This is a genomic window from Streptomyces sp. NPDC101132, from assembly GCF_044759225.1.
GTDB lineage: Bacteria > Actinomycetota > Actinomycetes > Streptomycetales > Streptomycetaceae > Streptomyces.
In genome coordinates this window covers 276479-302144 of the sequence record NZ_JBIVYX010000004.1, presented here as the reverse complement: position 1 = coordinate 302144, position 25666 = coordinate 276479, and the positions used below count along the sequence as shown (strand labels likewise).

Genomic DNA, 25666 nt, shown 5'->3' with positions numbered 1-25666 from the left:
TTCGACACGCCCGAGTTTGTCCACTTTTGTTGGATTATCAACCTCGGCTCCAAGCTCTGGAGGCACCGTGCGGCCGGAAGGCATTGACTACGAGGCCCACAGCCGTCTCGCCGGTCCGCTGACGAAGGCGGACCCCAACGCCTACCGCGTGCAGTACCGCTCCCTGCTCTCGAAGGAGCCGCACCGAATACGCGCCGTCGCCCTCATGACGCTGGCGCCGCTGCTCTCCGCCGCGCTGCTGCTCTACCTGGTCTGGCCGACCCACTGGACGGTGCGCGAGGGAGGCGACCGCTGGCTGGTGCGGTTCGACACCGTGATGCTGGTCTCCATCGCGCTGATCATGTTCTTCATGCTGGTCAACGTGGTGTCGATCGCCCACGCCACGATGGTCGCCAGGGACCCGGTGCCCGTGGAGGCCGAGCCCGGCACGCGGGTCGCGTTCCTCACCACGTACGTCCCCGGCAAGGAACCGCTCACCATGGTGCGCGCCACCCTCGAAGGCGCCGTCCGGGTCCGCCACGACGGCCCGCTGGACGTCTGGCTGCTCGACGAGGGCGACGACCCCGAGGCCAAGGCCCTCTGCGCGGAACTGGGCGTCCGGCACTTCACCCGCAAAGACGTACCCGAGTGGAACCGCAGGAAGGGACCCCACCGCGCGAAGACCAAGCACGGCAACTACAACGCCTGGCTGGCGATGCACGGGGACGACTACGACCATTTCGCGTCCGTCGACACCGACCACGTGCCGCTGCCGAACTTCCTGGAGCGCATGCTGGGCTACTTCCGCGACCCGGACGTCGCCTTCGTCGTCGGCCCCCAGGTGTACGGGAACTACACCGAGCACGTCACCAAGGCCGCCGAGTCCCAGCAGTACCTCTTCCACGCCCTGATCCAGCGGGCCGGCAACCGGTACGGCGCCCCGATGTTCGTGGGCACCAACAACGCGGTGCGGGTGAGTGCCCTCAAGAGCGTCGGCGGCCTCTACGACTCCATCACCGAGGACATGGCCACCGGCTTCGAACTGCACCGCAGGAAGAACCCGCGCACCGGCCGGTTCTGGCGCTCCGTCTACACCCCCGACGTACTCGCGGTCGGCGAGGGCCCCGCCTCCTGGACGGACTTCTTCACCCAGCAGCTGCGCTGGTCCAGGGGAACCTACGAGACCCTCTTCAAGCAGTACTGGAAGGCGCTGTTCAGGGTGCCGCCCGGCCGGCTCCTCAACTACACGCTGATGCTCGTCTACTACCCGATGACCGCGGTCAACTGGCTGCTGGGCGTGCTGAGCTGCGTCCTCTTCCTCTGGCTCGGCGCCTCCGGCACCCAGGTCTCGTCCTCGGTGTGGCTGATGCTCTACAGCGACGCCGCCGCCCTCCAGATCGGCCTCTACCTCTGGAACCGGCGCCACAACGTCTCGCCCCACGAGCCCGAGGGCTCCGGCGGCCTGGCCGGCATGGCGATGTCCGCGATCTGCGCGCCGGTCTACCTCAGGTCGCTCGGCTCGGCCCTGATCCGCACCCGGGGGCGCTTCGTCGTCACGCCCAAGGGCGGCACCGCCTCGCCCGACCGGCTGATGACCTTCCGCATCCACCTCTTCTGGGTGGCGGTCCTCGCCGCCTCCCTCGCCGCCTCGGTCCGGTACGGCCACACGCACGCGGCCATGCGGACCTGGGCCGTCCTCGGCCTGCTCATCGCCCTGTCACCGGTCGTGGTGTGGACCGTGACCCTGTTCCGCGACCGCGGGACCAGGACCGCGACCGCCCCCGTCGCCGCTCCGGGTGCCGGACCGGGCGACGAGCCGGAACCCGCGCTCGCCACGACCACAGGAGGGAACTGAGCCATGGCCTACCGGCCGTCGAAGAAGTTCAAGAAGACCGTCCTCGGAGTGGGCGCCGTGGTCCTGCTGGCCGGGCTCAACGCACCCGCGGCCTTCTCCTTCGCCGAGGACAGGTACCACGCGTACAAGATCGCCCAGCCCGGCTACAAGGCGCAGTACGGCTCCTGGGGCCTGGTCGCCCTCCCCGAGGACCAGCGCATCAACGCCATGCACGCCGCGCTGCTGCACACCGGCAAGGTGCTGTTGATCGCCGGCTCCGGCAACGACCAGAAGAAGTTCGACAAGGGGACCTTCGACACCGTCCTGTGGGACCCCGCGAAGAACACCTTCAAGCGGATCCCCACCCCGGAGGACTTCTTCTGCGCCGGCCACAGCCAGCTCCCCGACGGCCGGCTGCTGGTGGCCGGCGGCACCGCCCGCTACGAGGTGCTCGACGGCAAGGTCACCCGGGCCGGCGGCGGCATGCGGGTCAAGAACGAGAGCCCGGACAAGACGGTCACCCTCCGCAAGGGCACCCGCTTCCGCTCGCCGTCCGGGGTCGAGTACGAGTCGAAGTTCGACGTCACCGTGCCCAAGGCCAAGCGCGAGTTCCTCATCTCGTACGCCAAGAGCGGCCGGATGCTGCCCTGGAAGACGAAGGTGACGGCGGCCGAGGCGCGGGTCTTCGTCGAGGCGGTCCAGGAGGGCCCGCAGGGACTCACCACCGAGGCCGCCCAGTACGAGGTCATCGGCCTCAAGGGCAAGGACGCCGACAACGTCTACGGCCTCGCCGAACGCCTCAGCACCGCGAAGCAGGACTTCCAGGGCATCAAGGCCGCCTACGAGTTCGACCCGAAGGCGGAGAAGTACGTCCCGGTCGCCCCCATGAAGGACGCCCGCTGGTACCCGACCCTGGTCACCCTCCAGGACGGCCGGGTGCTCGCCGTCTCGGGCCTCAACGACGTCGGCGACGTCGTGCCCGGCGACAACGAGATCTACGACCCGCGGACCAAGAAGTGGACCAAGGGGCCCTTCCGCTACTTCCCGACCTACCCCGCGCTGTTCCTCACCAAGGGCGGCAAGCTGCTCTACACCGGCTCCAACGCGGGCTACGGGCCGGCCGAGAAGGGCCGCGCACCGGGCCTGTGGGACCCGCGCACCAACACCTTCGAGCCGGTCAAGGGCCTGACGGACCCGGACCAGCTGGAGACCTCCGCCTCCCTGCTGCTGCCGCCGGCGCAGGACCAGAAGGTGATGGTGCTCGGCGGCGGCGGCGTCGGCGAGTCCCCCAAGTCCACCGCCCGCACGGCCATCGTCGACCTCAAGGCCGCCACCCCGGCCTGGCGCGACGGACCCCGGCTCCCGCAGGGCACGCGCTACCTCAGCAGCGTGATCCTGCCCGACGACTCGGTGTTCACCACCGGCGGCGCCCGCGACTACCGGGGCCGCGGCGCCAGCGACATCCACAAGGCGCAGTTCTACTGGCCGCGCGCCGGCCGGTTCACCGCGGCGGCCGACCCGGCCGTCGGCCGCAACTACCACTCCGAGGCGCTGCTGCTGCCCGACGGACGGGTCGCCACCTTCGGCTCCGACCCGCTCTTCGCGGACAAGGACAACACCAAGCTCGGCAAGTTCGAGCACCGGCTGGAGGTCTACTCGCCGCCGTATCTGCACCGGGACCCCGCCCTCCGGCCGGCCCTCGGCGCGGGCCCGGACGAGGTCGACCAGAACGGCCGGGCCACCTTCCGCGCCCAGGACACCGACCGGATCGTGCGGGCCCGGCTGATGCGGCCCAGCGCCGTCACGCACACCACCGACGTGGAGCAGCGGTCCATCGAGCTGGGGCTCAGCAAGACGGCGGACTCGGTGACCGTGGACGTGCCGTCCGACCCCACGCTCGTACCGCCGGGCTGGTACATGCTGTTCGTCACCGACGCGGACGGGACCCCGTCCGAGGCCAAGTGGATCCAGGTGCGGGCGCCGAAGAAGCCGGCCGCGGCGGACGAGGACTGACGGGGCCCCGCGGGGACGCCCCCGCCCGCGGGCCCGGTGCTACTGCCGGGCCCGCCTGGCCAGTCCGAGGGCGTAGTCGGGCCACCAGCGGCCGGCCTGCGGGCCGCCGCGGCAGGTGCCGTCCGACTCGCCGGGGCGCTTGATCCACAGGTACGCGTCGAGGAGCGCGTCGCCCGTCCGGTCGGTGGGCGGCGCGCCGAGCGCCCGCCCCGGCGGGTTGCACCAGGCCTGGTCCCGGTTGCCCGGGAGCGGGCCGTCGCCGTTCCTGCTGGTGTCGATCACGAAGTGCTTGCCGCCCGTGCCCCGGGAGATGCGCTCCCCGTAGGCGCGTCCGGCCGCGTCCGGCTGGAAGTTGGAGACGTTGAGCGAGAAGCCGTCGGCCCGGTCGATGCCGGCCCGCTTCAGCGGCTCGACGAGCTTCTCGGGGTCCGGGATCCAGGCCGGGTTCCCGGCGTCCAGGTAGACCCGGGTGTTCGGCTGGGCCTTGAGCCGGCCGATGGCCTCCGAGAGGAGCTGGTACCGCTCGTCGTGGTGCTCGGCCGGGGTGCAGCCGTCGACGATGTGGGGGACCGCGTCGGGTTCGAGCACCACGATGGCCCGGGCGTCGCCGATGGCGTCCGCGAAGGCGCCGATCCAGCGGCGGTAGGCGTCCGCGTCCCAGGCACCGCCGGCCGAGTGCTGGCCGCAGTCGCGGTGCGGGATGTTGTACGCGACGAGCACCAGCGTGCGGCCCTCCGCGGCCGCCCCGGCGCGGGCCCGCCGGATCTCCGGGCCGGGGTCGTCGCCCGGGCCCCACAGCGCCATCGGCCGCTCCGAGATGCGGCGCAGCACCTGGGCGTCGTCCTTCCTGCCCTGCTGCTCCCACCGGGCGACCTGGCGGGCGGCGTCGCTCTCCGGGTCCACCCAGAAGGGCGACCCGGCGGCGGTGCCGCCGGTGGCGGCCGGCGTCGCCGGGCTCCGTCCTCCGGCGGCGGTGCCCGAGGGCCCCGACCCGGGGGAGCAGGCGGCGGTCAGGGCGAGCAGCAGCGCCAGGCCGCTCGCGGTCCGCCGGGCGGTTCGTCTGTGGCCGGACATCCAGGCCCCTCGGCAGGGTGGGGGTACAGGGGACCGGCTCATCGTGACATGACGGACAGGTGGGGCGGGCGGTACGACACCGGGGCCTTCGGGGGCTTCTCGGCGAGGGGGCCGGGGTCGGGGGGCGCCCGCAGGGCACGGGTTGCGGGGTGGCGCCCGGAGGGGGCGGGGGTCACGGGGTGACGCCCGTGGCCAGGGCGATGCCGAGCGGCGTGCGCTCGTACAGGACCCGGTGGCCGTGGCGGCGCGAGAGCAGCAGTCCGGCGTCGCGGAGCGCCGACAGGTGCGCGGAGACGGTGGACGGCGCCATGCCGAGCCGCTGCGCGAGGGCGGTGGTCGCCCCGGGGGCCTCCAGTGCGCACAGCACGTCCGCCCGGCCCCTGCCGAGCAGCCGGGCGAGGGCCTCGGGGGTGCGGGTGCCCGCCTCGGTCCACAGCGCGCCGATCCCGCGGGCGGGGTAGACGAGGGTGGGCTGCCAGGGCGGGTCGAAGCCGGACACCACCTCGGGCCAGCCGAAGGCACTGGGCATCAGGACCAGGCCCTGGCCGCCGAGTTCGCGTACGTGGGTGCCGGGGCGGTCGATGGTGAGGGTGCCGTCGTGCCAGGTGAGGGACGGGTGGAGGCCGTTGAAGAGGGCTTCCAGGCCGCCTTCGGCCAGCCGGCGCGAGTGGAAGACCAGGTCCGCTTCGAGCAGGGCGCGCAGGCGGGGCCAGTGCGGCTCGACCAGGGTGCGCCAGGCGGCCTCGGTGAGGTCCGCGAGGTCGCGTACGGCGCGGGCCGGGTCGGCCAGCATGGCCCGGCCGAGCGGGCTCTCGTACGCCCCGGGCGTGCAGACCAGGGAGCGGGCGATGTCCTCGCGGGCCGCGTCGGGGTCGGCGGCGCGGATGGCGGCGATCTCCTCGTCGAAGGAGGCCGCGGGGCCGATCGGGGGCGGGCCGAGGAAGTCGGGGGTGTGCCCGCGGAGGGGCATCAGCAGCCAGAGGGGACGCAGGTCGAGGGAGGCCGCGGAGGCGCGGATCGCCCGGAGCCAGGGGAGGTGGTAGCCGTGCCGGCCGGGGCGCTGGAGGGTACGGACGGCCTCCTGCGTCTCCCAGCGGGGCGACAGCGCGAAGCGGCACCGGAGCAGGTCGCCGTCGCCGAAGCAGAGCCGGAAGGGCATGCGGGTCGCCCTTTCTGTTCCGGGTGCGGGTGGTCGGCGCACGGTGCCGGTGGTGTCGGCGCGGGCGGTCGTGCGGCCGGCCGAGATTCGGGGTGGGGCGAATGTATACCGCCCGGCTCGGCGGCGGCCTGATGGTGGCCCGCATGACCGCTGTCAGTCAGTCGCCCCGCGCGGGGTACGGCGCCGCGTTCCGGGTGCGGGAGTTCCGGGCCGTGTTCGCCGCGCACCTGCTGTCCGTGCTCGGGCTCGTCGTCGCCGAGATCTCCCTCACCGTCCTCGTCTTCCGCCTCACCGGGTCGCCGCTCATGAGCGCGCTGACCTTCGCCCTCGGGTTCCTGCCCCACGTGCTCGGCGGGACCCTCCTGGCCGGCGTCGCGGACCGCGTCCCGGCCCGCCGGGTGCTCGTCGTCTGCGACCTGCTGTGCGCCGCCTGCGCCACCGCCATGGTGCTGCCCGGCACCCCGGTGGCCGCCCTGCTCGTGCTCCGGTGCGCCATGGCCTTCGTCGCACCCCTCTTCCAGGGCACCCGCAACGCCTCGCTCGCCGACGTCCTCGGCCGCGGCCAGGCGTACGTACTCGGCCGCTCCCTGCTCCGCATGGTCGCCCAGTCCGCCCAGCTCGCCGGCTTCGGCATCGGCGGCGTGCTGCTGACCGTGCTCGCCCCGCGCGCCGCCCTGGGCGTCACGGCCGGCACCTTCCTCGCCTCCGCCGCCCTGCTCCGCTTCGGCACCCGCAGCCGCCCGGCCCGGGCCGACGGCGACCGCCGCTCCCCGCTGGCCGGGGCGCGGGCCGTGCTCGGCGACCGCCGGATGCGCGCGCTCACCCTGATGTTCTGGGTGCCCGCCGTCTTCACCATCGCCCCCGAGGCGCTGATGGCCCCGTACGCCGCGGGCATCGGTTCCGGCACCGTCGCCCTGGGCCTGCTGATGTGCGCCCTGCCCGTCGGCACCATCGCCGGGGAGCTGTGGGCCGGCTCCGCCCTCGGCGCGGCCGCCCGCTCCCGGATCGTCCGCCCGCTGGCGGCGGCGAGCCTGCTGCCGCTGCTGGCGTACGCGGTCCGGCCCGGGGTCGTGCCGCTGCTCGCCGCGCTGCTGCTCGCCGGCCTGGCCCACGCGTACACCCTGGGCCTCGACCAGTGGTACGTCGACGCCGTCCCCGAGGAGCTGCGGGGCCGGGCGATGACCCTGCTCAGCACCGGCCTGATGACCCTCCAGGGCGTCGGCATGGCGCTGGCCGGACTGGCCGCCGAGTTCTTCGCCGTGCACACCGTGGTCACCGGGGCGGCGCTGCTCGGCACCGCGTGCGTGCTGCTGCTCCTGCGCGAGCTGCGCGCGACCGAGGAGCGAGACGGGGCTGACCAGCATATGACCGGCCGGTAAGGTCGGGTGCGTGCCCAAGCCGCTGAGCCTTCCCTTCGACCCGATCGCCCGTGCCGACGAGCTCTGGCAGCGCCGCTGGGGCGCCGCGCCCTCGATGGCCGCGATCACCTCGATCATGCGCGCCCACCAGATCCTGCTCGGTGAGGTGGACGCGGTCGTCAAGCCGTACGGGCTGACCTTCGCGCGCTACGAGGCCCTGGTCCTGCTCACCTTCTCCAAGGAGGGCGAGCTGCCGATGTCGAAGATCGGCGAGCGGCTGATGGTGCACCCCACCTCGGTGACGAACACGGTGGACCGCCTGGTCAGGTCCGGCCTGGTGGCCAAGCGTCCGAACCCGAACGACGGGCGCGGCACGCTCGCCTCCATCACGGACAAGGGCCGCGAGGTGGTCGAGGCCGCCACCCGCGACCTGATGGCGATGGACTTCGGCCTCGGGGTCTACGACGCGGAGGAGTGCGCGGAGATCTTCGCCATGCTCCGCCCGCTGCGGGTGGCCGCGGCCGACTTCGACGAGAAGTAGCGCGCGCCCGGTTCCCCGGGGGGCGGTCAAGATCTGTTAAAACGGGCGGTTACGCTCGTGGGCATGAAGAAGAGCGTGCTGACCAGGTACCGGGTGATGGCCTTCGCCACCGCCGTCATGCTGCTCGTGCTCTGCACGTGCATGATTTTCAAGTACGGCTTCGACAAGGGCGCCGACCTGACCTTCGTGGTCTCCCAGGTCCACGGCGTCCTCTTCATGATCTACCTGGTCTTCGCCTTCGACCTCAGCTCCAAGGCCAAGTGGCCCTTCGGCAAGATGCTCTGGGTGATGGTCTCCGGCACCATCCCGCTCGCCGCCTTCTTCGTCGAGCGCAAGGTCCGCGAAGAGGTCGAGCCGCTGGTGGTCGACGGCCGCCCGGCGCCCGTCAAGGCCTGACGCCGTCCGCGCGGGACCCGCGCCGACGGAATCGTGACCTGCCCCCGGGTGACTCCCGGGGGTTTGCCATCGACATTTACTAGGACGTCCTAGTAAATTCGAAGGCATGGACGCTGACGCCATCGAGCAGGGCCGCCTCCGCTGGCAGGCCCGTTACGACAAGGCCCGCAAGCGGGACGCCGACTTCACCACCCTCTCCGGCGACTCCGTCGAGCCCGTGTACGGGCCGCGGCCCGGCGACACGTACGAGGGCTTCGACCGCATCGGCTGGCCGGGTGAGTACCCCTTCACCCGCGGCCTGCACCCCACGGGCTACCGCGGCCGCACCTGGACCATCCGCCAGTTCGCCGGCTTCGGCAACGCGGAGCAGACCAACGAGCGCTACAAGATGATCCTGGCCGCGGGCGGCGGCGGCCTCTCGGTCGCCTTCGACATGCCCACCCTCATGGGCCGCGACTCGGACGACCCGCGCTCCCTCGGCGAGGTCGGCCACTGCGGCGTGGCCATCGACTCCGCCGCCGACATGGAGGTCCTCTTCCGGGACATCCCGCTCGGCGACGTGACCACCTCGATGACCATCTCCGGGCCCGCCGTGCCCGCCTTCTGCATGTACCTGGTCGCCGCCGAGCGCCAGGGCGTCGACCCGGCCGTGCTCAACGGCACGCTCCAGACCGACATCTTCAAGGAGTACATCGCGCAGAAGGAGTGGCTCTTCGAGCCCGAGCCCCACCTGCGCCTCATCGGCGACCTGATGGAGTACTGCGCCCGGGGCATCCCGGCGTACAAGCCCCTCTCGGTCTCCGGCTACCACATCCGCGAGGCCGGGGCCACGGCCGCGCAGGAACTCGCGTACACCCTCGCCGACGGCTTCGGCTACGTGGAGCTCGGCCTGTCCCGCGGGCTCGACGTGGACGTCTTCGCCCCGGGCCTGTCCTTCTTCTTCGACGCGCACCTCGACTTCTTCGAGGAGATCGCCAAGTTCCGCGCCGCCCGCCGGATCTGGGCCCGCTGGATGAAGGAGGTGTACGGCGCCAAGACCGACAAGGCGATGTGGCTGCGCTTCCACACCCAGACCGCCGGCGTCTCGCTGACGGCCCAGCAGCCGTACAACAACGTGGTGCGCACCGCGGTCGAGGCGCTCTCCGCGATCCTCGGCGGCACCAACTCCCTGCACACCAACGCCCTCGACGAGACGCTCGCCCTCCCCAGCGAGCAGGCCGCCGAGATCGCCCTGCGCACGCAGCAGGTGCTGATGGAGGAGACCGGCGTCGCCAACGTGGCCGACCCGCTGGGCGGTTCCTGGTACGTCGAGCAGCTCACCGACCGCATCGAGGCCGACGCCGAGAAGATCTTCGACCAGATCAAGGAGCGCGGCCTGCGCGCCCACCCCGACGGCAAGCACCCGATCGGTCCGATCACCTCCGGCATCCTGCGCGGCATCGAGGACGGCTGGTTCACCGGTGAGATCGCCGAGTCGGCCTTCCGCTACCAGCAGTCCCTGGAGAAGGGCGACAAGCGGGTCGTCGGCGTCAACTGCCACCACGGCTCGGTCACCGGCGACCTGGAGATCCTGCGCGTCAGCCACGAGGTCGAGTGGGAGCAGGTGCGCCTGCTCGGCGACCGCAAGGAGCGCCGGGACGACGCGAAGGTGAAGGCCTCCCTGGACGCCATGCTGGCGGCCGCCCGGGACGGCTCGAACATGATCCCCGCGATGCTCGACGCCGTGCGCGCCGAGGCCACGCTCGGGGAGATCTGCAACGTGCTGCGCGACGAGTGGGGCACGTACACCGAACCCGCGGGCTTCTGAGCCGGTCCGCGTGTGCGCCGGGAGGGCGCGGTCCTACTGGGCCGCGCCCTTCAGGCCGTGCATGAGCAGGGCGGTGAAGGTGGCCACCCACAGCTCGTCGACGGGTTCGGCGCTGACCAGCGCGCGGTGGACCACGGTCCCCGCGATCACGTCGAAGATCAGGTCGGTGGTGTGGCCGGCGAGCGCGTCGTCCTCCTCGCGGGGGAGTTCGCCGCGGGCCTGGGCGCGTTCGCGGCCGAGGACCACCAGGTGCTTCTGGCGCTCGACGATGGCGGACCTGATCCGGTCGCGCAGGGCGGGGTCCCGGGTGGACTCGGCGACCACGGCCATCAGCGCGGTCTTGGCCTCGGGGCGGTGCAGCAGGGCGGCGAACTGGAGCACCACGTGCTCGATGTCCGCCTCCAGTGAGCCCCGGTCGGGCAGCTCCAGTGCGTCGAAGAGCTCGGCGACGGCGTCGACGACCAGCTCGTTCTTCCCCGCCCAGCGGCGGTAGAGGGTGGTCTTGGCGACCCCGGCGCGTGCCGAGACGTCGCCCATCGTCAGCTTGGACCAGCCCAGTTCCACCAGCGCGTCCCGGGTGGCGGCGAGGATCGCCGCGTCGGCCGCCGCGTTGCGGGGCCGGCCGGTGCGGCCGGACGGCTGCGGCCTGCCGGCGTCGCCGGATCCGCCGCCCCGGCCGGATCCGCCGGTGTTGCCGAGGGAACAGCTGATGCGCATCCCGTGACCATACCCGCCAGTAGGGAAAGCGCCGTGACCCAGATCACGGGGCGCGAAGGGCTCGGTTTAGTTACGCTACGACTCGTAGCGTAAGAGCGACAGCCACTGGCGCCAGGTGGGGACCTGCGCGCCGCAGCTTTTCATCATCACGCGTTCCGTCGAGGAGTGTTTTCAGCCGGTCTTTTCGCGGCCGTGCGCGCAGGGGGGAGGATGTACGCATGCAGCCCAGAAACATGTCCATGAGCGGCGTGGTCGACCTCGCCGCTGTGAAGGCGGCCGGTGAGGCCAAGGCCAAGGCCGAGCAGGCCCGCGCGGAGTCCGCCCGGCAGGGCGGCGTCGCGGCCGTACCGCCCTCCGCGCTGGTCATCGACGTCGACGAGGCCGGTTTCGAGCGCGACGTGCTCCAGCGGTCCACCGAGGTCCCGGTCGTCATCGACTTCTGGGCCGAGTGGTGCGAGCCCTGCAAGCAGCTCGGCCCCCTGCTGGAGCGGCTGGCCGTCGAGGCCAACGGCCGCTTCGTCCTGGCCAAGGTCGACGTCGACGCCAACCAGATGCTGATGCAGCAGTTCGGCATCCAGGGCATCCCGGCGGTCTTCGCCGTCGTCGCCGGACAGGCCCTGCCGCTGTTCCAGGGCGCGGCGCCCGAGCAGCAGATCCGCGAGACGCTGGCCCAGCTGATCCAGGTGGCCGAGGAGCGCTTCGGGCTCACCGGCGTCACGGTCGACCCCGACGCCGTACCGGGCCGGGAGCCCGCCGAGGCGCCCGTCGGGCCGTACGACGCCCTGCTGGAGGCGGCGGTCTCGGCGCTGGACGCCGGTGACCTGGGCGGTGCCGTGCAGGCGTACAAGAACGTGCTCGCGGAGGACCCGGGGCACCCCGAGGCGAAGCTGGGCCTGGCCCAGGCCGAACTCCTCGCGCGCGTCCAGCACATGGACCCGCAGCAGGTCCGCAAGGACGCCGCCGAGCGGCCCGCGGACCCCGCGGCCCAGATCGCCGCGGCCGACCTGGACCTGGTCGGCGGTCACGTCGAGGACGCCTTCGGCCGGCTCGTGGACACCGTCCGGCGGACGGCGGGCGACGACCGCGAGGCGGCGCGCCTGCGCCTGCTGGAGCTGTTCGAGGTGATCGGCTCGGACGACCCGCGCGTGACGCGCGCTCGCACGGCGCTCGCGCGCGTGCTCTTCTGAGGTCCGCCCAGGGGGTGCGGAGGGTTCCGCTTCGCCCCCGCCGGACCCCGGTGATTTGTTGACACAGAGATAAACAGCGGCCGCGCTTTACCAAAACTTGGTAATCGCGGCCGCTGTTACTCGCAGTAAATCGAACCCCCGAATCTGCCCGGTTTGTCGTTCGATCTCCCCTTCTGTCGTGGCCCTCGGCGACACCCTGTGTGCCCGCCCGACGCCGCCGTGTCGTACCACGGTTATCGGGCCGTTACTAGCCAGTAACGAACCCCCTTGTGCCCCGGCCCCGAATGCACCACGATCGGCCACGCTCGGTCCATCCCGCAGCCCCCGCACACCCGGGGCCGTGGACATGGGTCCCCACCGAGTGAGCCGGCGGCTTGCCCCCGGCTGTCTGGACAGGGGGGTCTCCGCCGACCGGCGGGGCCTGTCCTCGGTCGCGCGGCTGCGCGGCCAGTGGTTGTCGCTCGGGGGTGATCGCCGGTGTTTCGGACGCGTTTCCGCGTTCCGGTCGCCTGCGCTCCTCCGAGGACGTAGCACTTCTCCCATCCCAGGACGGGCTCGACCCGGACCGGAGATGTACGTCCGAGAAGGAGGAACGAGAAATGAATTCCCAGGTTCGTGGTGGGACCAGATGGAAGCGCTTCGCGCTCGTCATGGTGCCGAGCATCGCGGCCACCGCTGCTGTCGGTGTGGGTCTGGCTCAGGGCGCGCTCGCCGCGTCGTTCAGCGTGTCCGGTCAGGACTTCAAGGTCTCTGCGGACAAGCTCGAGGGCGATGACCTGATCCAGTACGGCGGTGTCGCCGAGGGTCACGACCTCAAGGGCAACCCCCAGCACCACCCGGTGACCATCTCTGGCTTCAAGAAGGCCGAGATCACCAACATGTGCCAGTCGCTGGTCACCCCGGTGCCCGGCCTCGGCAACATCACCCTGCAGCTCCGCACGGGCCACAAGGGCGAGCCGGCCGTCGCGAGCAACATCTACCTCGACGTCGCCGAGCTCGACGCGGACGCGTACTTCGAGCAGCTCGACATCGGTGTCGCGGTGGGCGACTCCAGCCACACCACGAAGCCGCAGCCGGGTACGGTCGCCAGCCCGTACGCGTTCTCGCAGCGCGCCAAGAAGGCCGTGCTGAAGAACGTCGAGCAGAAGGCGTGGGCCACCACGGCGGGGACGTTCAGCCTCCCCGACCTGAACCTGCGTCTGCTCTCGGGCGACAAGCCCTGCTACTAGGCCTGACCGCCTAGCGGCCTGATCCGGCCGGGCGGGAGGCGCCTGCCGTCCCCCGCCCGGCCGGGCCATCACGTAGTTCTCCGTACCACCGTTTCCAGGGAGCTGTTGTCCAATGAACGCCGAGGCCCCGGTTTCCCACAAGGACGAACACTGGCTCGCGACCGGCCGGCGCGTGTTCCGCGACTGGCGCGGCAGCCGTCCCTTCTGGGCCGGACTGTTCACCCTGCTCGGCGGCGTGCCGATCGCCTACTTCCCGTACGCCGACATGCGGTTGGGCAACGTCACCATCGCGATGGCCACGACGGCGGGCGCGGGCTCGCTGATCATCGGCGTCCTGCTGATCACGCTGGGCTTCTGCCTGTGGTTCCAGCAGAGCATGCGGGTCTTCGCCGGCATCGCCTCGATCCTGCTGGCGCTGGTCTCGCTCCCGGTGTCGAACCTGGGCGGCTTCTTCATGGGCTTCCTCTGCTCGCTGCTCGGCGGCGCCCTCGCGCTGTCCTGGGCCCCGGGCGTCCCCGAGGACGAGACCGAGGACGCCGACGAGGCCGCGGCCGAGGCCGGCGCGCACGAGCTCGAGTACGTCCCCGGACCCCGCACGGAAACGGACCCGCAGGGGCTCCCGTACGAGCACGCCGAGAGCGTCTCGTTCGAGAAGCCCGACGCGACCGAGACGACTGCCCACGCCAATGGCGGGAGGAACAGTGCGGGGTGACGAGACGCAGCGGGCCGTGGCCCCAGGCGCAGAGTCCCGTGAGAGGAAGGGCCCGCGCCACGCGGCGCCCCGTAAGTCGCTGCTGACCAAGCTGCAGATACCCGTCGGCAAGACGATGGCCCTGGCCGCCATGCCGACCGCCGTCTTCGTCGGCATGGGCATGGCCCCGAAGCTCGCCCTCGCCGACGACAAGGACATACCCTTCGCGCCCGGCCCCTGCGTCACCCGCTCCGACGAGCCCCCGGAGTCGGAGTCGCCCAAGGCCGAGGCCACGAAGAAGGCCGAGCGGAAGAAGAAGACCGCGGAGCCCTCCGCGTCACCCACCGCCACGCCCCGCGCGACGAAGGAGCCGACGCCCTCCCAGTCCCCTTCGGCCCGGTCCTCCGCGACGAGCGAGCCGAAGGCGACGGAGACCACCCGGGCGACCGACACCGAGCGGGCCGCGCGCGGCTCCGCCGGCACCGTCAACCCGCTCGACCCGCTGGGTGTCGGCGACCGGCTCCAGGACCTCGTCGAGGACCTCGGCAGCCTGGGCGGGTCGGCCACGCCGACTCCCACCGCCACCGCCACCGAGAAGGCCGGGACGAGCACCGCGCGCACGGGCTCGTCGACGGAGTCCGCGATCCGCGAGGCCGCCAGGAAGTCCGGGGCCACGGTCGAGGACCTGTCGGACGAGGTCAGGAAGACCGCGGACGAGCCCAAGGACGAGACCGGCGAGAAGCGGAAGAAGAAGTCGGTCCTCGGCTCGGACACCAAGGACGGGGGCGAGGACGCGGACGGCAAGGAACGCTTCCCCTGCCCCACCCCGGACCCGAAGGCCCTCGCCGCGGCGGAGCTGGAGACCGGTGTCCCGCTGCTGCCGGACGAGCCCTGGTACCTCGACAGCTCGCTGCTGACCCTGAACGGCCTGGACTACCACGGCATCGTCGAGGTGAAGACGGCCGGCGGCAAGATCAAGAAGGTCCTCAAGTTCACCGCGTCCTCGGTGGACATCAAGGACCTGTACCAGCGGGTCGGCAAGCCGCCCCGGAAGGTCGCCCACCTGAAGGCCCGCAGCGGATCGACCTCCACCATCCGCGGCGGCACGGTGACGATGTACACCGAGGAGCTGAAGGGCAACCTCTTCGGCCTCATCCCGGTCACCTTCAGCCCGGAGACCCCGCCGCCGCTGAACGTCCCCTTCGCGTTCTTCACCAACGCCAAGGTGATCCAGGCCGGCCAGCTCGGCGGCAACCTCACGGTGCCCGGTCTGCACAACTGGATCGAGTAGGCCCGCAGCGGGCCCGGCCCTTCCCGGGGGCCGGCGGACGCACACCGAGGGCGGCACCCCCTGACGGGGTGCCGCCCTCGGTCGTCTGTGCGGAGACTCGGTCAGCTGTTGGCGGTGCCACCCAGGTGGTGGACGCGGACCATGTTGGTGGTGCCGGGGACGCCGGGGGGCGAGCCGGCGGTGATGATCATGGTGTCGCCGGCGTTGAAGCGCTTCAGCTTCAGCATCTCGGCGTCCACCAGGTCCACCATGGCGTCGGTGTTGTCCACGTGCGGGACCACGAACGTCTCCACGCCCCAGGTCAGGGTGAGCTGGTTGGCGGTGCCGGTGTCGGTGGTGAAGGCCAGGATCGGCTGGGCCGTGCGGTAGCGCGCCAGCCGGCGGGCGGTGTCGCCGGACTGCGTGAAGGCCACCAGCGCCTTGCCGCCGAGGAAGTCGGCGATCTCGCAGGCCGCGCGGGCGACGGAGCCGCCCTGCGTACGCGGCTTCTTGCCCGGGACCAGCGGCTGCAGGCCCTTGGAGAGCAGCTCCTCCTCGGCCGCCGTGACGATCTTCGACATCGTCTTGACGGTCTCGATCGGGTAGGCGCCGACCGAGGACTCGGCGGACAGCATGACCGCGTCCGCGCCGTCCAGGATCGCGTTGGCCACGTCGGAGGCCTCGGCGCGGGTCGGGCGGGAGTTGGTGATCATGGACTCCATCATCTGGGTCGCGACGATCACCGGCTTGGCGTTGCGGCGGCACATCTCGATGAGGCGCTTCTGCACCATCGGGACGCGCTCCAGCGGGTACTCCACGGCGAGGTCGCCGCGGGCCACCATGACCGCGTCGAAGGCCAGGACCACGGCCTCCATGTTCTCGACGGCCTGCGGCTTCTCCACCTTGGCGATGACGGGGACCCGGCGGCCCTCCTCGTCCATCACCTTGTGGACGTCCTTGACGTCGTTGGCGTCGCGGACGAAGGACAGCGCGACCATGTCGCAGCCCATGCGCAGCGCGAAGCGGAGGTCCTCGACGTCCTTCTCGGAGAGGGCGGGGACGTTCACGGCGGCACCGGGCAGGTTGATGCCCTTGTGGTCCGAGATGACGCCGCCCTCGATCACGATGGTCTTGACCCGGGGGCCCTCGACCGCCGTCACCTGGAGCTCGACGTTGCCGTCGTTGATCAGGACCTGGTCGCCCTTGGAGACGTCCCCGGGCAGGCCCTTGTAGGTGGTGCCGCAGATGGACTTGTCACCGGGGACGTCCTCGGTGGTGATGGTGAACTCGTCACCGCGCACCAGCTCGACGGGACCCTCGGCGAAGGTCTCCAGACGGATCTTGGGGCCCTGGAGGTCGGCGAGGACGCCGATGGCCCGGCCGGTCTCTTCCGCGGCCTGCCGGACGCGGTCGTACCGCTCCTGGTGCTCTGCCTGGGAACCGTGGCTGAAGTTGAATCGGGCCACGTTCATACCGGCCTCGATGAGAGCTTTCAGCTGCTCGAGCGAGTCGACGGCGGGGCCCAGCGTGCAGACGATTTTGGAACGGCGCATGGAGCGGATCCTATCCGGTTTGTTTCGTAGCGGAATATTCCGTCTGGTGGAAAGTCCAAGTGACTAATGGGTAACCAGCTCGTAGGCCTGGGTGGCGATCTCCAGCTCCTCGTCCGTGGGCACCACCGCGACCGCCACCCGCGCGTAGTCCGGCGAGATGAGCCGCGGCTCGTCCGCCCGGACGGAGTTCAGCCCGGCGTCCACCGCCAGTCCCAGCTCCTCCAGGCCGCTGACCGCAGCTTCCCGTACGGCGGCCGCGTTCTCGCCGACCCCCGCCGTGAAGGCCACCGCGTCCACCCGCCCGAGCACGGCCGCGTAGGCGCCGATGTACTTCTTCAGCCGGTGGACGTACGTCTCGAACGCCGTCCGGGCCGCCCGGTCGCCCTCGCCCGCGCGCCGCAGGATCTCCCGCATGTCGTTGTCGCCGCACAGCCCCAGCAGCCCGCTCCGCTTGTTCAGCAGGTCGTCGATCTCGTCCACCGACAGCCCGCCCACCCGCGCCAGGTGGAAGATCACCGCCGGGTCCAGGTCGCCGGAGCGGGTGCCCATGACCAGGCCCTCCAGCGGGGTCAGCCCCATCGACGTGTCCACGCAGACGCCGGCGCGCACCGCCGAGGCCGAGGCTCCGTTGCCCAGGTGCAGGACGATCACGTTGACCTCTCCCGGGTCCTTGCCCAGCAGGGCCGCCGTGGCCCGCGAGACGTAGGCGTGGGAGGTGCCGTGGAAGCCGTACCGGCGGATCGAGAGCCGGTCGGCGACCTCGGTGTCGATCGCGTACCGGGCCGCGTACTCCGGCATCGTCGCGTGGAAGGCGGTGTCGAAGACCGCCACCTGCGGGATGTCCGGGCGCAGCGAGCGCGCCACCTGGATGCCCGTGACGTTGGCCGGGTTGTGCAGCGGCGCCAGCGGCACCAGGTTCTGGATCTCGGCCAGCACCTCGTCGTCGATCACCGTCGGCCGGGTGAAGCGGGTGCCTCCGTGGACCACCCGGTGGCCCACCGCGGCCAGCTCGGGGGAGTCGAGGCCCAGCCCGTCGGCGGCCAGCTCGGCGGCCACCGCCTTGAGGGCGGCGCCGTGGTCCGCGATCGGCCCGGTCTGCTCCCGCTTGGCACCGCCGCCGGTCAGTGGCGAGTGGACCAGCCGGGAGGTTTCCTCGCCGATGCGCTCGACCAGGCCGACGGCCAGCCGGGTGCGGTCGGCCATGTCCAGCAGCTGGTACTTGACCGAGGAGGAGCCTGAGTTGAGGACGAGTACGCGCGATGCGGTCACAGGTGCGGAGCTTTCTGGGTGAGGGGAGGTCATACGGCCGGGGTCGCGGGGGCGTTGCCGCCCTGCGCCTGGATCGCGGTGATCGCCACGGTGGTGACGATGTCCTGGACCAGGGCGCCCCGGGAGAGGTCGTTGACGGGCTTGCGCAGGCCCTGGAGCACCGGGCCGACCGCCACGGCGCCGGCCGAACGCTGCACGGCCTTGTACGTGTTGTTGCCGGTGTTGAGGTCCGGGAAGATCAGCACGGTGGCCCGGCCGGCCACGTCGGACTCCGGCAGCTTGGTCGCGGCCACCGAGGGCTCCACGGCCGCGTCGTACTGGATCGGACCCTCGATCAGCAGGTCGGGCCGCTGCGCGCGGACGAGCTCGGTGGCCTTGCGGACCTTGTCCACGTCCGCGCCCGAGCCCGAGGTGCCGGTGGAGTACGAGAGCATCGCGATCCGCGGCTCGACGCCGAACGCGGCGGCGGTGGCGGCCGACTGGACCGCGATGTCGGCCAGCTGCTCGGCGTTGGGGTCCGGGTTGACCGCGCAGTCGCCGTACACGAGCACCTTGTCGGCCAGGCACATGAAGAAGACGGAGGAGACGATCGAAGCCTCCGGCTTGGTCTTGATGATCTCGAAGGCCGGGCGGATGGTCGCGGCCGTGGAGTGCACCGAGCCGGACACCATGCCGTCGGCCAGGCCCTCCTGGACCATCAGGGTGCCGAAGTAGTTGACGTCGGTCACCACGTCGTTGGCCAGCTCGACCGTCATGCCCTTGTGGGCGCGGGCCTTGGCGTAGAACTCGGCGAAACGTTCCCGCAGGGGCGAGGTCAGCGGGTCGATCAGCTGCGCGGCCGAGATGTCGATGCCGAGGTCGCCGGCCTTCTTCAGGATGGCCTTCTCGTCGCCCAGCAGCGTCAGGTCGCAGACCCCGCGGCGCAGCACCACGTCGGCGGCGCGCAGCACCCGGTCCTCGGTGCCCTCCGGCAGCACCACGCGGCGGCGCTCGGAACGGGCCCGCTCCAGCAGCTGGTGCTCGAACATCATCGGGGTGACGCGGGTCGAGCGGGTCACGGAGATCCGGTCGCGCAGCTCGGCGGTGTCGACGTGGCGCTCGAAGAGACCGAGTGCGGTCTCCAGCTTGCGCGGGGTCGCCGAGTTCAGCCGGCTCTGCAGCGCGAAGAGTTCGCCCGCGGTGGGGAAGCTGTTGCCCGCGACCGAGACCACGGGGGTGCCGGGGGCCAGCTTCGAGGCCAGGGTCAGGATGTGCGGGGCCGGCCGCTCGTTCAGGGTGAGCAGCACGCCCGCGATCGGCGGGGTGCCCGAGGTGTGCGCGGCCAGGGCGCCGACGACGAGGTCGGAGCGGTCCCCGGGGGTGACCACGAGGCAGCCGGGGGTCAGCGCGTTGAGGAAGTTCGGCAGGTGGGCGCCGCCGAACACGAAGTCCAGGGCGTCCCGGGCCAGTCCGGCCTCGTCGCCCAGCAGCACCTCGCCGTCCAGGGCGCGGCGGATCTGGTCGACGGTGGGGGCGGAGAGCGACTTGTCGTCCGGCAGCACGTAGCAGGGCACGGGGAGCCGGGCGGCGAGCCGCTCCGCTATGACGTCGCGGTCGGCCGGGGCCACCCGGTTGACCACCATCGCCACCACCTGGCAGCCGAGGCTCTCGTACGCGCGGTGCGCGTTGCGGGCCTCGGCGCGCACCGACTCCGCGGTCTGGGTGGTGCCGCCGACCACCGGGACGACGACCGCGCCCAGCTCGTTGGCCAGCCGGGCGTTGAGGGCCAGCTCGTCCGGGAGGCTGGTGTCGGCGAAGTCGGTGCCGAGCACGAGCATCACGTCGTAGTCGCGGGAGATCCGGTGGAAGCGGTCGACCAGCCGCGAGACCAGCTCGTCGGTGCCCTTCTCGGCCAGGATCGCGGTGGCCTCGTGGTACTCCATGCCGTGCACGGTCGCCGGGTCCTGCTCCAGCCGGTAGCGCGCCTTCAGCAGGTCGAACAGCCGGTCGGGTCCGTCGTGCAGCAGCGGGCGGAAGACCCCCACGCGGCCCGTCTGGCGGGCCAGCAGCTCCATGATTCCCAGCTCGACGACCTGCCGGCCGTCTCCCCGGTCGATGCCGGTCACGTACACGCTGCGGGTCACGCCTGCTCTCCATCCCTGTTCGCTGTCCGGTCCGGCAGCGGCTTTACGAGTTGAATTTCCCAGTTAGTGTGGGCTTGCCCCCTTGACAATACCCCTCGGCATGGTGCAGGCGCCCCCGGAAGAAGGCCCTCCGGATGCGCGGAACGCCCCGGGCTGAACGGCCCCGGACGAGGGCCGGAAGTCCCTTCGGCCGGAGCAGCACGGAGCGCGCCCCGTGCGGGGTGCGTGGAACAATCGGACAGTCCGACCCGTACTGCCACACTTGTACGACGAGAAGCAGGAGACACAGCACGATGCGTATCGGAGTCCTCACCGCAGGCGGAGACTGCCCCGGCCTGAACGCCGTCATCCGGTCCGTCGTGCACCGTGCGCTGGTCGGTCACGGCGACGAGGTCATCGGCTTCGAGGACGGCTTCAAGGGCCTCCTCGACGGCCACTACCGCCCGCTCGACCTCAACGCGGTCAGCGGCATCCTGGCCCGCGGCGGCACCATCCTCGGCTCGGCCCGCATGGAGCGCGCCCGCCTGAGCGAAGCCGCCGAGAACTGCGCCGAGTTGCGCAGGCGCTACGGCCTCGACGTCCTCATCCCGATCGGCGGCGAGGGCACGCTGACCGCCTCCCGCATCCTCTCCGACGCGGGCATGCCCGTGGTCGGCGTCCCGAAGACCATCGACAACGACATCTCCGCCACCGACCGCACCTTCGGCTTCGACACGGCCGTCACCGTGGCCACCGAGGCCATAGACCGCCTGAAGACCACCGCCGAGTCCCACCAGCGCGTCATGGTCGTCGAGGTCATGGGCCGTCACGCGGGCTGGATCGCCCTGGAGTCCGGCATGGCCGGCGGCGCCCACGGCATCTGCCTGCCCGAACGCCCCTTCCAGGTCGACGACCTGGTCAAGATGGTCGAGGAGCGCTTCGACCGCGGCAAGAAGTTCGCCGTCGTGTGCGTCGCCGAGGGCGCCCACCCGGCGGAGGGCTCCATGCCGTACGAGAAGGGCGAGATCGACCAGTACGGCCACGAGCGCTTCGCCGGCATCGGCAACCGCCTCGCCGTCGAGCTGGAGCGCCGCCTCGGCAAGGAGGCCCGCCCGGTCATCCTCGGCCACGTCCAGCGCGGCGGCGTCCCCACCGCCTACGACCGCGTCCTCGCCACCCGCTTCGGCTGGCACGCCGTCGAGGCCGCCCACCGGGGCGACTTCGGCAACATGACCGCCCTGCGCGGCACCGACATCGTCATGGCCCCGCTGGCCTCCGCGGTCACCGAGCTGAAGCGGGTGCCCGAGGCCCGGATGTTCGAGGCCGAGTCGGTCTTCTGACCCGGCGGGCCGGGACCTGTGGCCCCACTTCCACGCCGAACGGCCCCGGTCCGCTCCGTCCAGGAGCGCACCGGGGCCGTTCGCGCGGTACCGTCCGGGAGGCCTTCTCAGGCGGGCCGCGAGCCGCCCGCCAGCTCCCAGAACCGCTCGACGATCTGCGCCAGGAACTCGCGGCCCGCGTCGCCGCTGCCGGCCTGGCCCCCGCCGCCGCCCCAGCTCAGGGTGGCGACCATCTTCGACTGGTACTCGTCGTAGAGCCGGCCCACGACCCCCTCCAGCTGCTGCCGGGGCAACGGGACCAGCTTGGCCAGCGGCTTGACGTAGGCCTGCCAGCGCGTGGTGACCGCGTTCCGCAGCACCTCCGCCAGCTCCTCCTCCTTGCCGAGGGCGACCACCAGGTCGGGCAGGCTCAGGGAGAGGGCGTACGCGAGGGCCGAGGTCTGCCGCTCGTTCCCCTTCCACCGGCCCGAGTCCTCCATCTTCTGGTACGAGGAGGCCTCCATGCCCAGCCGCCGGGCCAGCTCCTCCACCGCCACGCCCTTGGCGATGCGGTGCTCGCGCAGGGTGCGGGGCCGGGCCAGCAGTTCGCCGGGCGAACACCACAGCACGCCGGCCAGGGCGGTGAGCTCGGCGGAGGTGGGCGGGATCTCCCCGCGCTCCCACGCCATCACCGTCTCGGGGGTGACGAGCAGTCCGTACTGGGCGCGGAGCCCGTACGCGACGTGGCCGGGCGCCATGCCCAGGGCCGCCCGCAGGCGGCGGGCGGCGAGGGCGTCAAAGGGTGGGCTCTGGTGCACGAGGCACACCGTAGAAGTGGCGGAGTTGTGATGACTACGGGCTGTTCCCCCAAGGTCACAACTCGTATGAACGTACGAGGAAGCCCGGTGCTTTCGCCCGTTTCCCCCGCGACTGTCCGGTAACCCTGCTGGTTGAAGATCCACTATGACGGTGGACTTCCAGCCTCCGCCACCCGTACGACACGGTAACTTCCTAGCGCACGTCCACGAAATCCTCGCGTCCGAGGTCGGCGTAGTGCGTGCTCGGCGTGTCCGTGTAGCGGACCTGCCAGGTGCCGTCCCGCTGGGCGGTGAACTTCCGGCTGAACGTGCCGTCGTTCCCGGTGGTGGCCGTGCCGAGCTGCTTCCAGGCGGTGGAGCCGGAAGCCTTGAACCACACGCGGACGGTCTGCCCGGCGAAGGACTTCCAGGAGCTGCCGTACTCCTGGAGGAGGCCCCCCTTCGCGGTGAGCGTCGCACCCTTGCGGACCGGCTCCGGCGTCACGTCGTCGTTGACGAGCAGAGTGGCCTTGCGGCCCAGCCTGAACGACGCGCTGCTCTGGGCCGCGGCCGCGATCCGCAGGCGCCAGTGGCTGCTGCCGGCCGGGGCGGTCCTGCTCGGGGACTTGGCGAAGGCCTCGCCGTACCGGGCGGTGAAGGAGCCGACGGTCGACCAGGTCCTGCCGTCGGGGGAGTGCTGCATGTCCACCACGGTGGTCGTCCCGGCCGGGTAGGAGCCCTCGGTGACCCCCAGGGTGCCGCTGAACGTGACCTTGCGGTACTTGCTCACGGTGGCCTTCAGCGCCTCGAACCTGGTGGGTACGAGGCGGAGCTTCACCACCTGCCGGGGGGCCGGGTTGAAGTGGTACGTCCCGCCGGGCATGACGGTGACCGAGGTGTTCCGTCCGACGCCGTACGTGAACGAGAAGCTGCCGTCGGCCTTCGTCCACGAGCTCGTGTACCTGCCGTCTGCGAACATGTACATGTCGCTCACGGGCTTGTCGACGCCGGAGTCCGTGGTGCCGGTGACCCTGCCGCGGACGGGGATGGTGCTGCCCGAGGGAGCGGTGATCGTGCCGCCGGGAGCGTCCACGGCCAGCTTGAGGTCCTTCCGGTCCCGCTTCACCGTGAGGGAGGCCCTGGCGGAGTGGAACGAGTACGTGAGCGCGACCTCGGTGGCCTCCCGGAATTCGGGCACGTCCGTGAAGCGGCCGTCCGCGTCCGTCCGCTCCCACGTGCCGCCGTGCGGCACGTCCTTCGACACGGAAGCCCCGGGGAAGGGCTTGATCTCGTGGGTGTCGGGGTCCTCGGCCCGGAGGGTGCCGGTCACCGTGACCGGGTGCTCCCAGGAGTCCGTCGGGTGGTCGCCGGCGACCGTCAGCTGCGGGTCGAGGCCGTAGTCGAGTTCGCTGTTGTCGCGGTCGACGCGCTCGTCCGCCTGGCCCTCGTCGACCACCACGTCGACGGTGTAGACGCCGAGGCCGGGCAGCTTGGCCGGCTCGCTCAGGAACGTGGAGTCCCAGCAGCCCGTCTCGGGGCAGGACTCGGTGCCGTTGAGCTTCAGTGTGGTGAGGACCTGGTCGGCGCCCTTCCGTCGGACGCGGAGGCTGACGTCCGACGGGTGCACGTCGTCGTCGAGGACGTTGAAGACGGCGTGGATCCTGCCGTTCTCCTGGGTCGTCCACGCGTGCGACTGCAGGTGGACCTCGGCCGCCTGCGCCTGCGGCGCGACGGCCAGCGTGGTCGCGGTCACTGCGAGGACGGTGCCGACCGCGGCCGTGAGCTTTCTCAAGATTCCCCCAGGGAAGGGCGTGGATGTTCGTTCACCTGTCCGACTCGCCACCCGGCCCGATGGTTGTCCTCCCCGAGACGCGGATTCCGGCCGGTGGCGCGAGGAATCCCCGCCGCCGTGTGAACCGGACCCGGGCCCCGTCCGTGATCCCAGGACGGGGCCTCCGCGTACGGGGGTCGTGGAGGCCCCGTCAGCGCGTCAGGCTCTCCGCCACCGCGGCGGCCAGCCAGTCCCCGGTGTGCGAGAACCGGAAGCCCAGGCCCTCAGCCCGCGCGTTGGACATGCCGTAGGCCCGAGCGAAGGAGAACGGCGAGGCCGGCTCGCCCTCCGCCACCGGCCGGTAGACCGGCTCGGGCCCGCCCGTCACCGCCCGGACCGCCGCCACCACGTCGGCCGTGTCCAGCGGGCCGTGCGCGTGCGCGTTCACCGGCCCGGTGAAGTCCGCGTCCGCCGCCCAGGCCAGGAAGTCCGCGATCTCCTCGACGTGGATGTACGTCGACGGGTGGCCCGGCACGTCGACCGCGATCGGCTCGCCCGCCCGCAGCCGGTCCGCGTAGTGCTCCAGCCGCCCGGTGAAGTCGTCCGCCCCGCCCAGTACGTGCGCCACGCGGACCGTGACGTACGGGAACGCCGGCGCCGCCGCGAACACCGCCTCCGCCTGCCGCTTGCCCTCCCCGTAGTGCTCGTCCAGGAAGTCCGCGTCACCCCACGGCAGCTCCGGCCGGACCGCGACCGCCGACAGGTCGATCGCGTCCTCCGGCACCCCGCCCGGCGCGTCCTCGTGCTCGTACACCTCGATCGTCGAGGTCATCACGTACCGCGCCGTGCGGCCCTCGAAGACCCGGCGGGCGATCGCGGCCTGCACCGGCGTGTAGCAGACCTGGTCCACCACCACGTCGAACCGCCGGTCCCCGACCGCCGCCCGCAGCGCGGCCTCGTCGTTCCGGTCCGCCACCAGCAGCTCCACGCCCTCGGGCGCCGGCGCCGACCCGCGGTTGACCACCGTCACACGGTCGCCCCGCTCCAGCAGCCGCCGGATCAGCCGCTTGCCGAAGTACCGGCTGCCCCCGATGACACACACCCTGCTCACGCGTCCCCCGCTCCTCAGTACCGACGTGTCCCCTCCTACAAGCGCCCGGGACCGTCCCCTGTTCCCCTTGCCTTGACGGGGGCGTCAAGGCGGGCGGTCCGGAGCCGCGCTGCGAACTGACCGGATAGGAGAGGACCCACGGTGCGGGCGGCCGGAGTGCCCGAGGTGACGGACGCGGACTTCGACGCGGAGGTGCCGGCGGCCGGGCTGCCGTTGCTCGTCGAGATCACTGCGGACCGGTGCGGCCCCTGCCGCCAGCCGGCCCCCGTGCCGAGCGCGGTGGCCGCGGAGGAGGCCGGGCGGATCAAGGTCGTGCAGATCGACGTGGACAGCAACCCCGTCACCCAGTCCCGGTACGGGGTGCTGTCCATGCCGACCCTGCTCGTCTTCGGGCGGGGCGAGCCCGTCAGGCAGATGGTCGGAGCCCGCGCCGAGCGCAAGCTCCTCCAGGAGATCGACGAGGCCCTGACCGCCTGAGGCGCGTCACGC

General features: G+C 71.8%; 21 protein-coding genes. 12 read left to right on the top strand and 9 right to left on the bottom strand.

What is annotated here, in order from left to right; translation table 11 throughout:
• Positions 1-67: 67 nt before the first annotated feature.
• Both ACIQUR_RS11780 and ACIQUR_RS11775 read left to right on the top strand, forming a co-directional pair.
• On the top strand, positions 68-1834 hold the full coding sequence (locus ACIQUR_RS11780; protein WP_403662117.1) for a glycosyltransferase family 2 protein: 1767 nt from the start codon (positions 68-70) through the stop codon (positions 1832-1834).
• Positions 1835-1837: 3 nt separating this feature from the next.
• The gene (locus ACIQUR_RS11775; protein WP_403662114.1) at positions 1838-3826 is read left to right on the top strand and encodes a galactose oxidase-like domain-containing protein; all 1989 of its coding nucleotides are present in this window, start codon (positions 1838-1840) and stop codon (positions 3824-3826) included.
• A gap of 39 nt (positions 3827-3865) precedes the next feature.
• Here ACIQUR_RS11775 and ACIQUR_RS11770 read toward each other — a convergent pair whose 3' ends face one another.
• Positions 3866-4900, bottom strand: coding sequence for a glycoside hydrolase family 6 protein (locus ACIQUR_RS11770; protein WP_403662111.1), 1035 nt, complete (start codon positions 4898-4900; stop codon positions 3866-3868).
• Between the two features lie 172 nt (positions 4901-5072).
• On the bottom strand, positions 5073-6059 hold the full coding sequence (locus tag ACIQUR_RS11765; RefSeq protein ID WP_403662108.1) for a DUF5937 family protein: 987 nt from the start codon (positions 6057-6059) through the stop codon (positions 5073-5075).
• Between the two features lie 143 nt (positions 6060-6202).
• Between ACIQUR_RS11765 and ACIQUR_RS11760 the strand changes: the two genes are divergently transcribed.
• The 4 genes from ACIQUR_RS11760 (at position 6203) to ACIQUR_RS11745 (ending at position 10161) form a co-directional block, all read left to right on the top strand.
• Positions 6203-7438 (top strand): MFS transporter, encoded by a 1236-nt coding sequence (locus tag ACIQUR_RS11760; protein ID WP_403662105.1) that lies wholly within the window; start codon positions 6203-6205, stop codon positions 7436-7438.
• 10 nt (positions 7439-7448) lie between these two features.
• Positions 7449-7958: a MarR family winged helix-turn-helix transcriptional regulator gene (locus ACIQUR_RS11755; protein WP_403662102.1), complete on the top strand. Its 510-nt coding sequence runs from the start codon at positions 7449-7451 to the stop codon at positions 7956-7958.
• A gap of 63 nt (positions 7959-8021) precedes the next feature.
• Positions 8022-8354: a DUF3817 domain-containing protein gene (locus tag ACIQUR_RS11750; RefSeq protein ID WP_403662099.1), complete on the top strand. Its 333-nt coding sequence runs from the start codon at positions 8022-8024 to the stop codon at positions 8352-8354.
• 106 nt (positions 8355-8460) lie between these two features.
• Positions 8461-10161 (top strand): methylmalonyl-CoA mutase, encoded by a 1701-nt coding sequence (locus ACIQUR_RS11745; RefSeq protein WP_403662096.1) that lies wholly within the window; start codon positions 8461-8463, stop codon positions 10159-10161.
• Positions 10162-10194: 33 nt separating this feature from the next.
• Here ACIQUR_RS11745 and ACIQUR_RS11740 read toward each other — a convergent pair whose 3' ends face one another.
• Positions 10195-10878, bottom strand: coding sequence for a TetR/AcrR family transcriptional regulator (locus ACIQUR_RS11740; protein ID WP_403662093.1), 684 nt, complete (start codon positions 10876-10878; stop codon positions 10195-10197).
• 218 nt (positions 10879-11096) lie between these two features.
• On the opposite strand from ACIQUR_RS11740, the gene ACIQUR_RS11735 reads away from it, so the two are divergent.
• The 4 genes from ACIQUR_RS11735 (at position 11097) to ACIQUR_RS11720 (ending at position 15276) form a co-directional block, all read left to right on the top strand.
• Positions 11097-12065, top strand: a complete 969-nt coding sequence (locus ACIQUR_RS11735; RefSeq protein WP_403662090.1) for a tetratricopeptide repeat protein — start codon at positions 11097-11099, stop codon at positions 12063-12065.
• 599 nt (positions 12066-12664) lie between these two features.
• Positions 12665-13294 carry a DUF6230 family protein gene (locus ACIQUR_RS11730; protein ID WP_403662086.1) on the top strand — a complete coding sequence of 210 codons (630 nt, stop codon included), beginning with the start codon at positions 12665-12667 and terminating at the stop codon, positions 13292-13294.
• A gap of 112 nt (positions 13295-13406) precedes the next feature.
• A complete protein-coding gene (locus ACIQUR_RS11725; protein WP_403662083.1) occupies positions 13407-14006 on the top strand; it encodes a DUF6114 domain-containing protein in 600 nt (199 codons plus the stop codon).
• A complete protein-coding gene (locus ACIQUR_RS11720; RefSeq protein ID WP_403662080.1) occupies positions 13996-15276 on the top strand; it encodes a hypothetical protein in 1281 nt (426 codons plus the stop codon). The genes ACIQUR_RS11725 and ACIQUR_RS11720 overlap by 11 nt, the downstream gene beginning before the upstream one ends.
• 101 nt (positions 15277-15377) lie before the next feature.
• On the opposite strand, the gene pyk is transcribed toward ACIQUR_RS11720, so the two are convergent.
• From pyk to pta, 3 genes are all read right to left on the bottom strand, one after another.
• The gene (gene pyk, locus ACIQUR_RS11715) at positions 15378-16808 is read right to left on the bottom strand and encodes a pyruvate kinase (RefSeq protein WP_403662077.1); all 1431 of its coding nucleotides are present in this window, start codon (positions 16806-16808) and stop codon (positions 15378-15380) included.
• Positions 16809-16871: 63 nt separating this feature from the next.
• Positions 16872-18077 carry an acetate kinase gene (locus ACIQUR_RS11710; RefSeq protein ID WP_403662074.1) on the bottom strand — a complete coding sequence of 402 codons (1206 nt, stop codon included), beginning with the start codon at positions 18075-18077 and terminating at the stop codon, positions 16872-16874.
• 29 nt (positions 18078-18106) lie between these two features.
• Positions 18107-20200: a phosphate acetyltransferase gene (gene pta / locus ACIQUR_RS11705; RefSeq protein ID WP_403662071.1), complete on the bottom strand. Its 2094-nt coding sequence runs from the start codon at positions 20198-20200 to the stop codon at positions 18107-18109.
• A 293-nt stretch (positions 20201-20493) separates the two neighbouring features.
• On the opposite strand from pta, the gene ACIQUR_RS11700 reads away from it, so the two are divergent.
• Positions 20494-21519, top strand: coding sequence for a 6-phosphofructokinase (locus ACIQUR_RS11700; RefSeq protein WP_403662068.1), 1026 nt, complete (start codon positions 20494-20496; stop codon positions 21517-21519).
• Between the two features lie 107 nt (positions 21520-21626).
• On the opposite strand, the gene ACIQUR_RS11695 is transcribed toward ACIQUR_RS11700, so the two are convergent.
• From ACIQUR_RS11695 to ACIQUR_RS11685, 3 genes are all read right to left on the bottom strand, one after another.
• Positions 21627-22325, bottom strand: coding sequence for an XRE family transcriptional regulator (locus tag ACIQUR_RS11695; protein WP_403662065.1), 699 nt, complete (start codon positions 22323-22325; stop codon positions 21627-21629).
• A 184-nt stretch (positions 22326-22509) separates the two neighbouring features.
• Complete coding sequence (locus tag ACIQUR_RS11690; RefSeq protein ID WP_403662063.1) at positions 22510-24087, bottom strand: hypothetical protein; 1578 nt, start codon at positions 24085-24087, stop codon at positions 22510-22512.
• A 190-nt stretch (positions 24088-24277) separates the two neighbouring features.
• Positions 24278-25177, bottom strand: coding sequence for an NAD-dependent epimerase/dehydratase family protein (locus ACIQUR_RS11685; RefSeq protein WP_403662060.1), 900 nt, complete (start codon positions 25175-25177; stop codon positions 24278-24280).
• A 141-nt stretch (positions 25178-25318) separates the two neighbouring features.
• Here ACIQUR_RS11685 and ACIQUR_RS11680 point away from each other — a divergent pair, with 141 nt between their 5' ends.
• On the top strand, positions 25319-25654 hold the full coding sequence (locus tag ACIQUR_RS11680; RefSeq protein WP_403662057.1) for a thioredoxin family protein: 336 nt from the start codon (positions 25319-25321) through the stop codon (positions 25652-25654).
• Positions 25655-25666 lie beyond the last annotated feature (12 nt).

Excerpts from the sequence above, each read along its gene's own strand:
- ACIQUR_RS11725 (WP_403662083.1), top strand. The coding sequence starts at position 13,407 with ATGAACGCCGAGGCCCCGGTTTCCCACAAGGACGAACACTGGCTCGCG.
- ACIQUR_RS11765 (WP_403662108.1), bottom strand. The coding sequence starts at position 6,059 with ATGCCCTTCCGGCTCTGCTTCGGCGACGGCGACCTGCTCCGGTGCCGC.
- ACIQUR_RS11735 (WP_403662090.1), top strand. The coding sequence starts at position 11,097 with ATGCAGCCCAGAAACATGTCCATGAGCGGCGTGGTCGACCTCGCCGCT.
- ACIQUR_RS11775 (WP_403662114.1), top strand. The coding sequence starts at position 1,838 with ATGGCCTACCGGCCGTCGAAGAAGTTCAAGAAGACCGTCCTCGGAGTG.
- ACIQUR_RS11745 (WP_403662096.1), top strand. The coding sequence starts at position 8,461 with ATGGACGCTGACGCCATCGAGCAGGGCCGCCTCCGCTGGCAGGCCCGT.
- ACIQUR_RS11740 (WP_403662093.1), bottom strand. The coding sequence starts at position 10,878 with ATGCGCATCAGCTGTTCCCTCGGCAACACCGGCGGATCCGGCCGGGGC.
- pyk (WP_403662077.1), bottom strand. The coding sequence starts at position 16,808 with ATGCGCCGTTCCAAAATCGTCTGCACGCTGGGCCCCGCCGTCGACTCG.
- ACIQUR_RS11760 (WP_403662105.1), top strand. The coding sequence starts at position 6,203 with ATGACCGCTGTCAGTCAGTCGCCCCGCGCGGGGTACGGCGCCGCGTTC.
- ACIQUR_RS11730 (WP_403662086.1), top strand. The coding sequence starts at position 12,665 with ATGAATTCCCAGGTTCGTGGTGGGACCAGATGGAAGCGCTTCGCGCTC.
- ACIQUR_RS11770 (WP_403662111.1), bottom strand. The coding sequence starts at position 4,900 with ATGTCCGGCCACAGACGAACCGCCCGGCGGACCGCGAGCGGCCTGGCG.
- ACIQUR_RS11700 (WP_403662068.1), top strand. The coding sequence starts at position 20,494 with ATGCGTATCGGAGTCCTCACCGCAGGCGGAGACTGCCCCGGCCTGAAC.
- ACIQUR_RS11750 (WP_403662099.1), top strand. The coding sequence starts at position 8,022 with ATGAAGAAGAGCGTGCTGACCAGGTACCGGGTGATGGCCTTCGCCACC.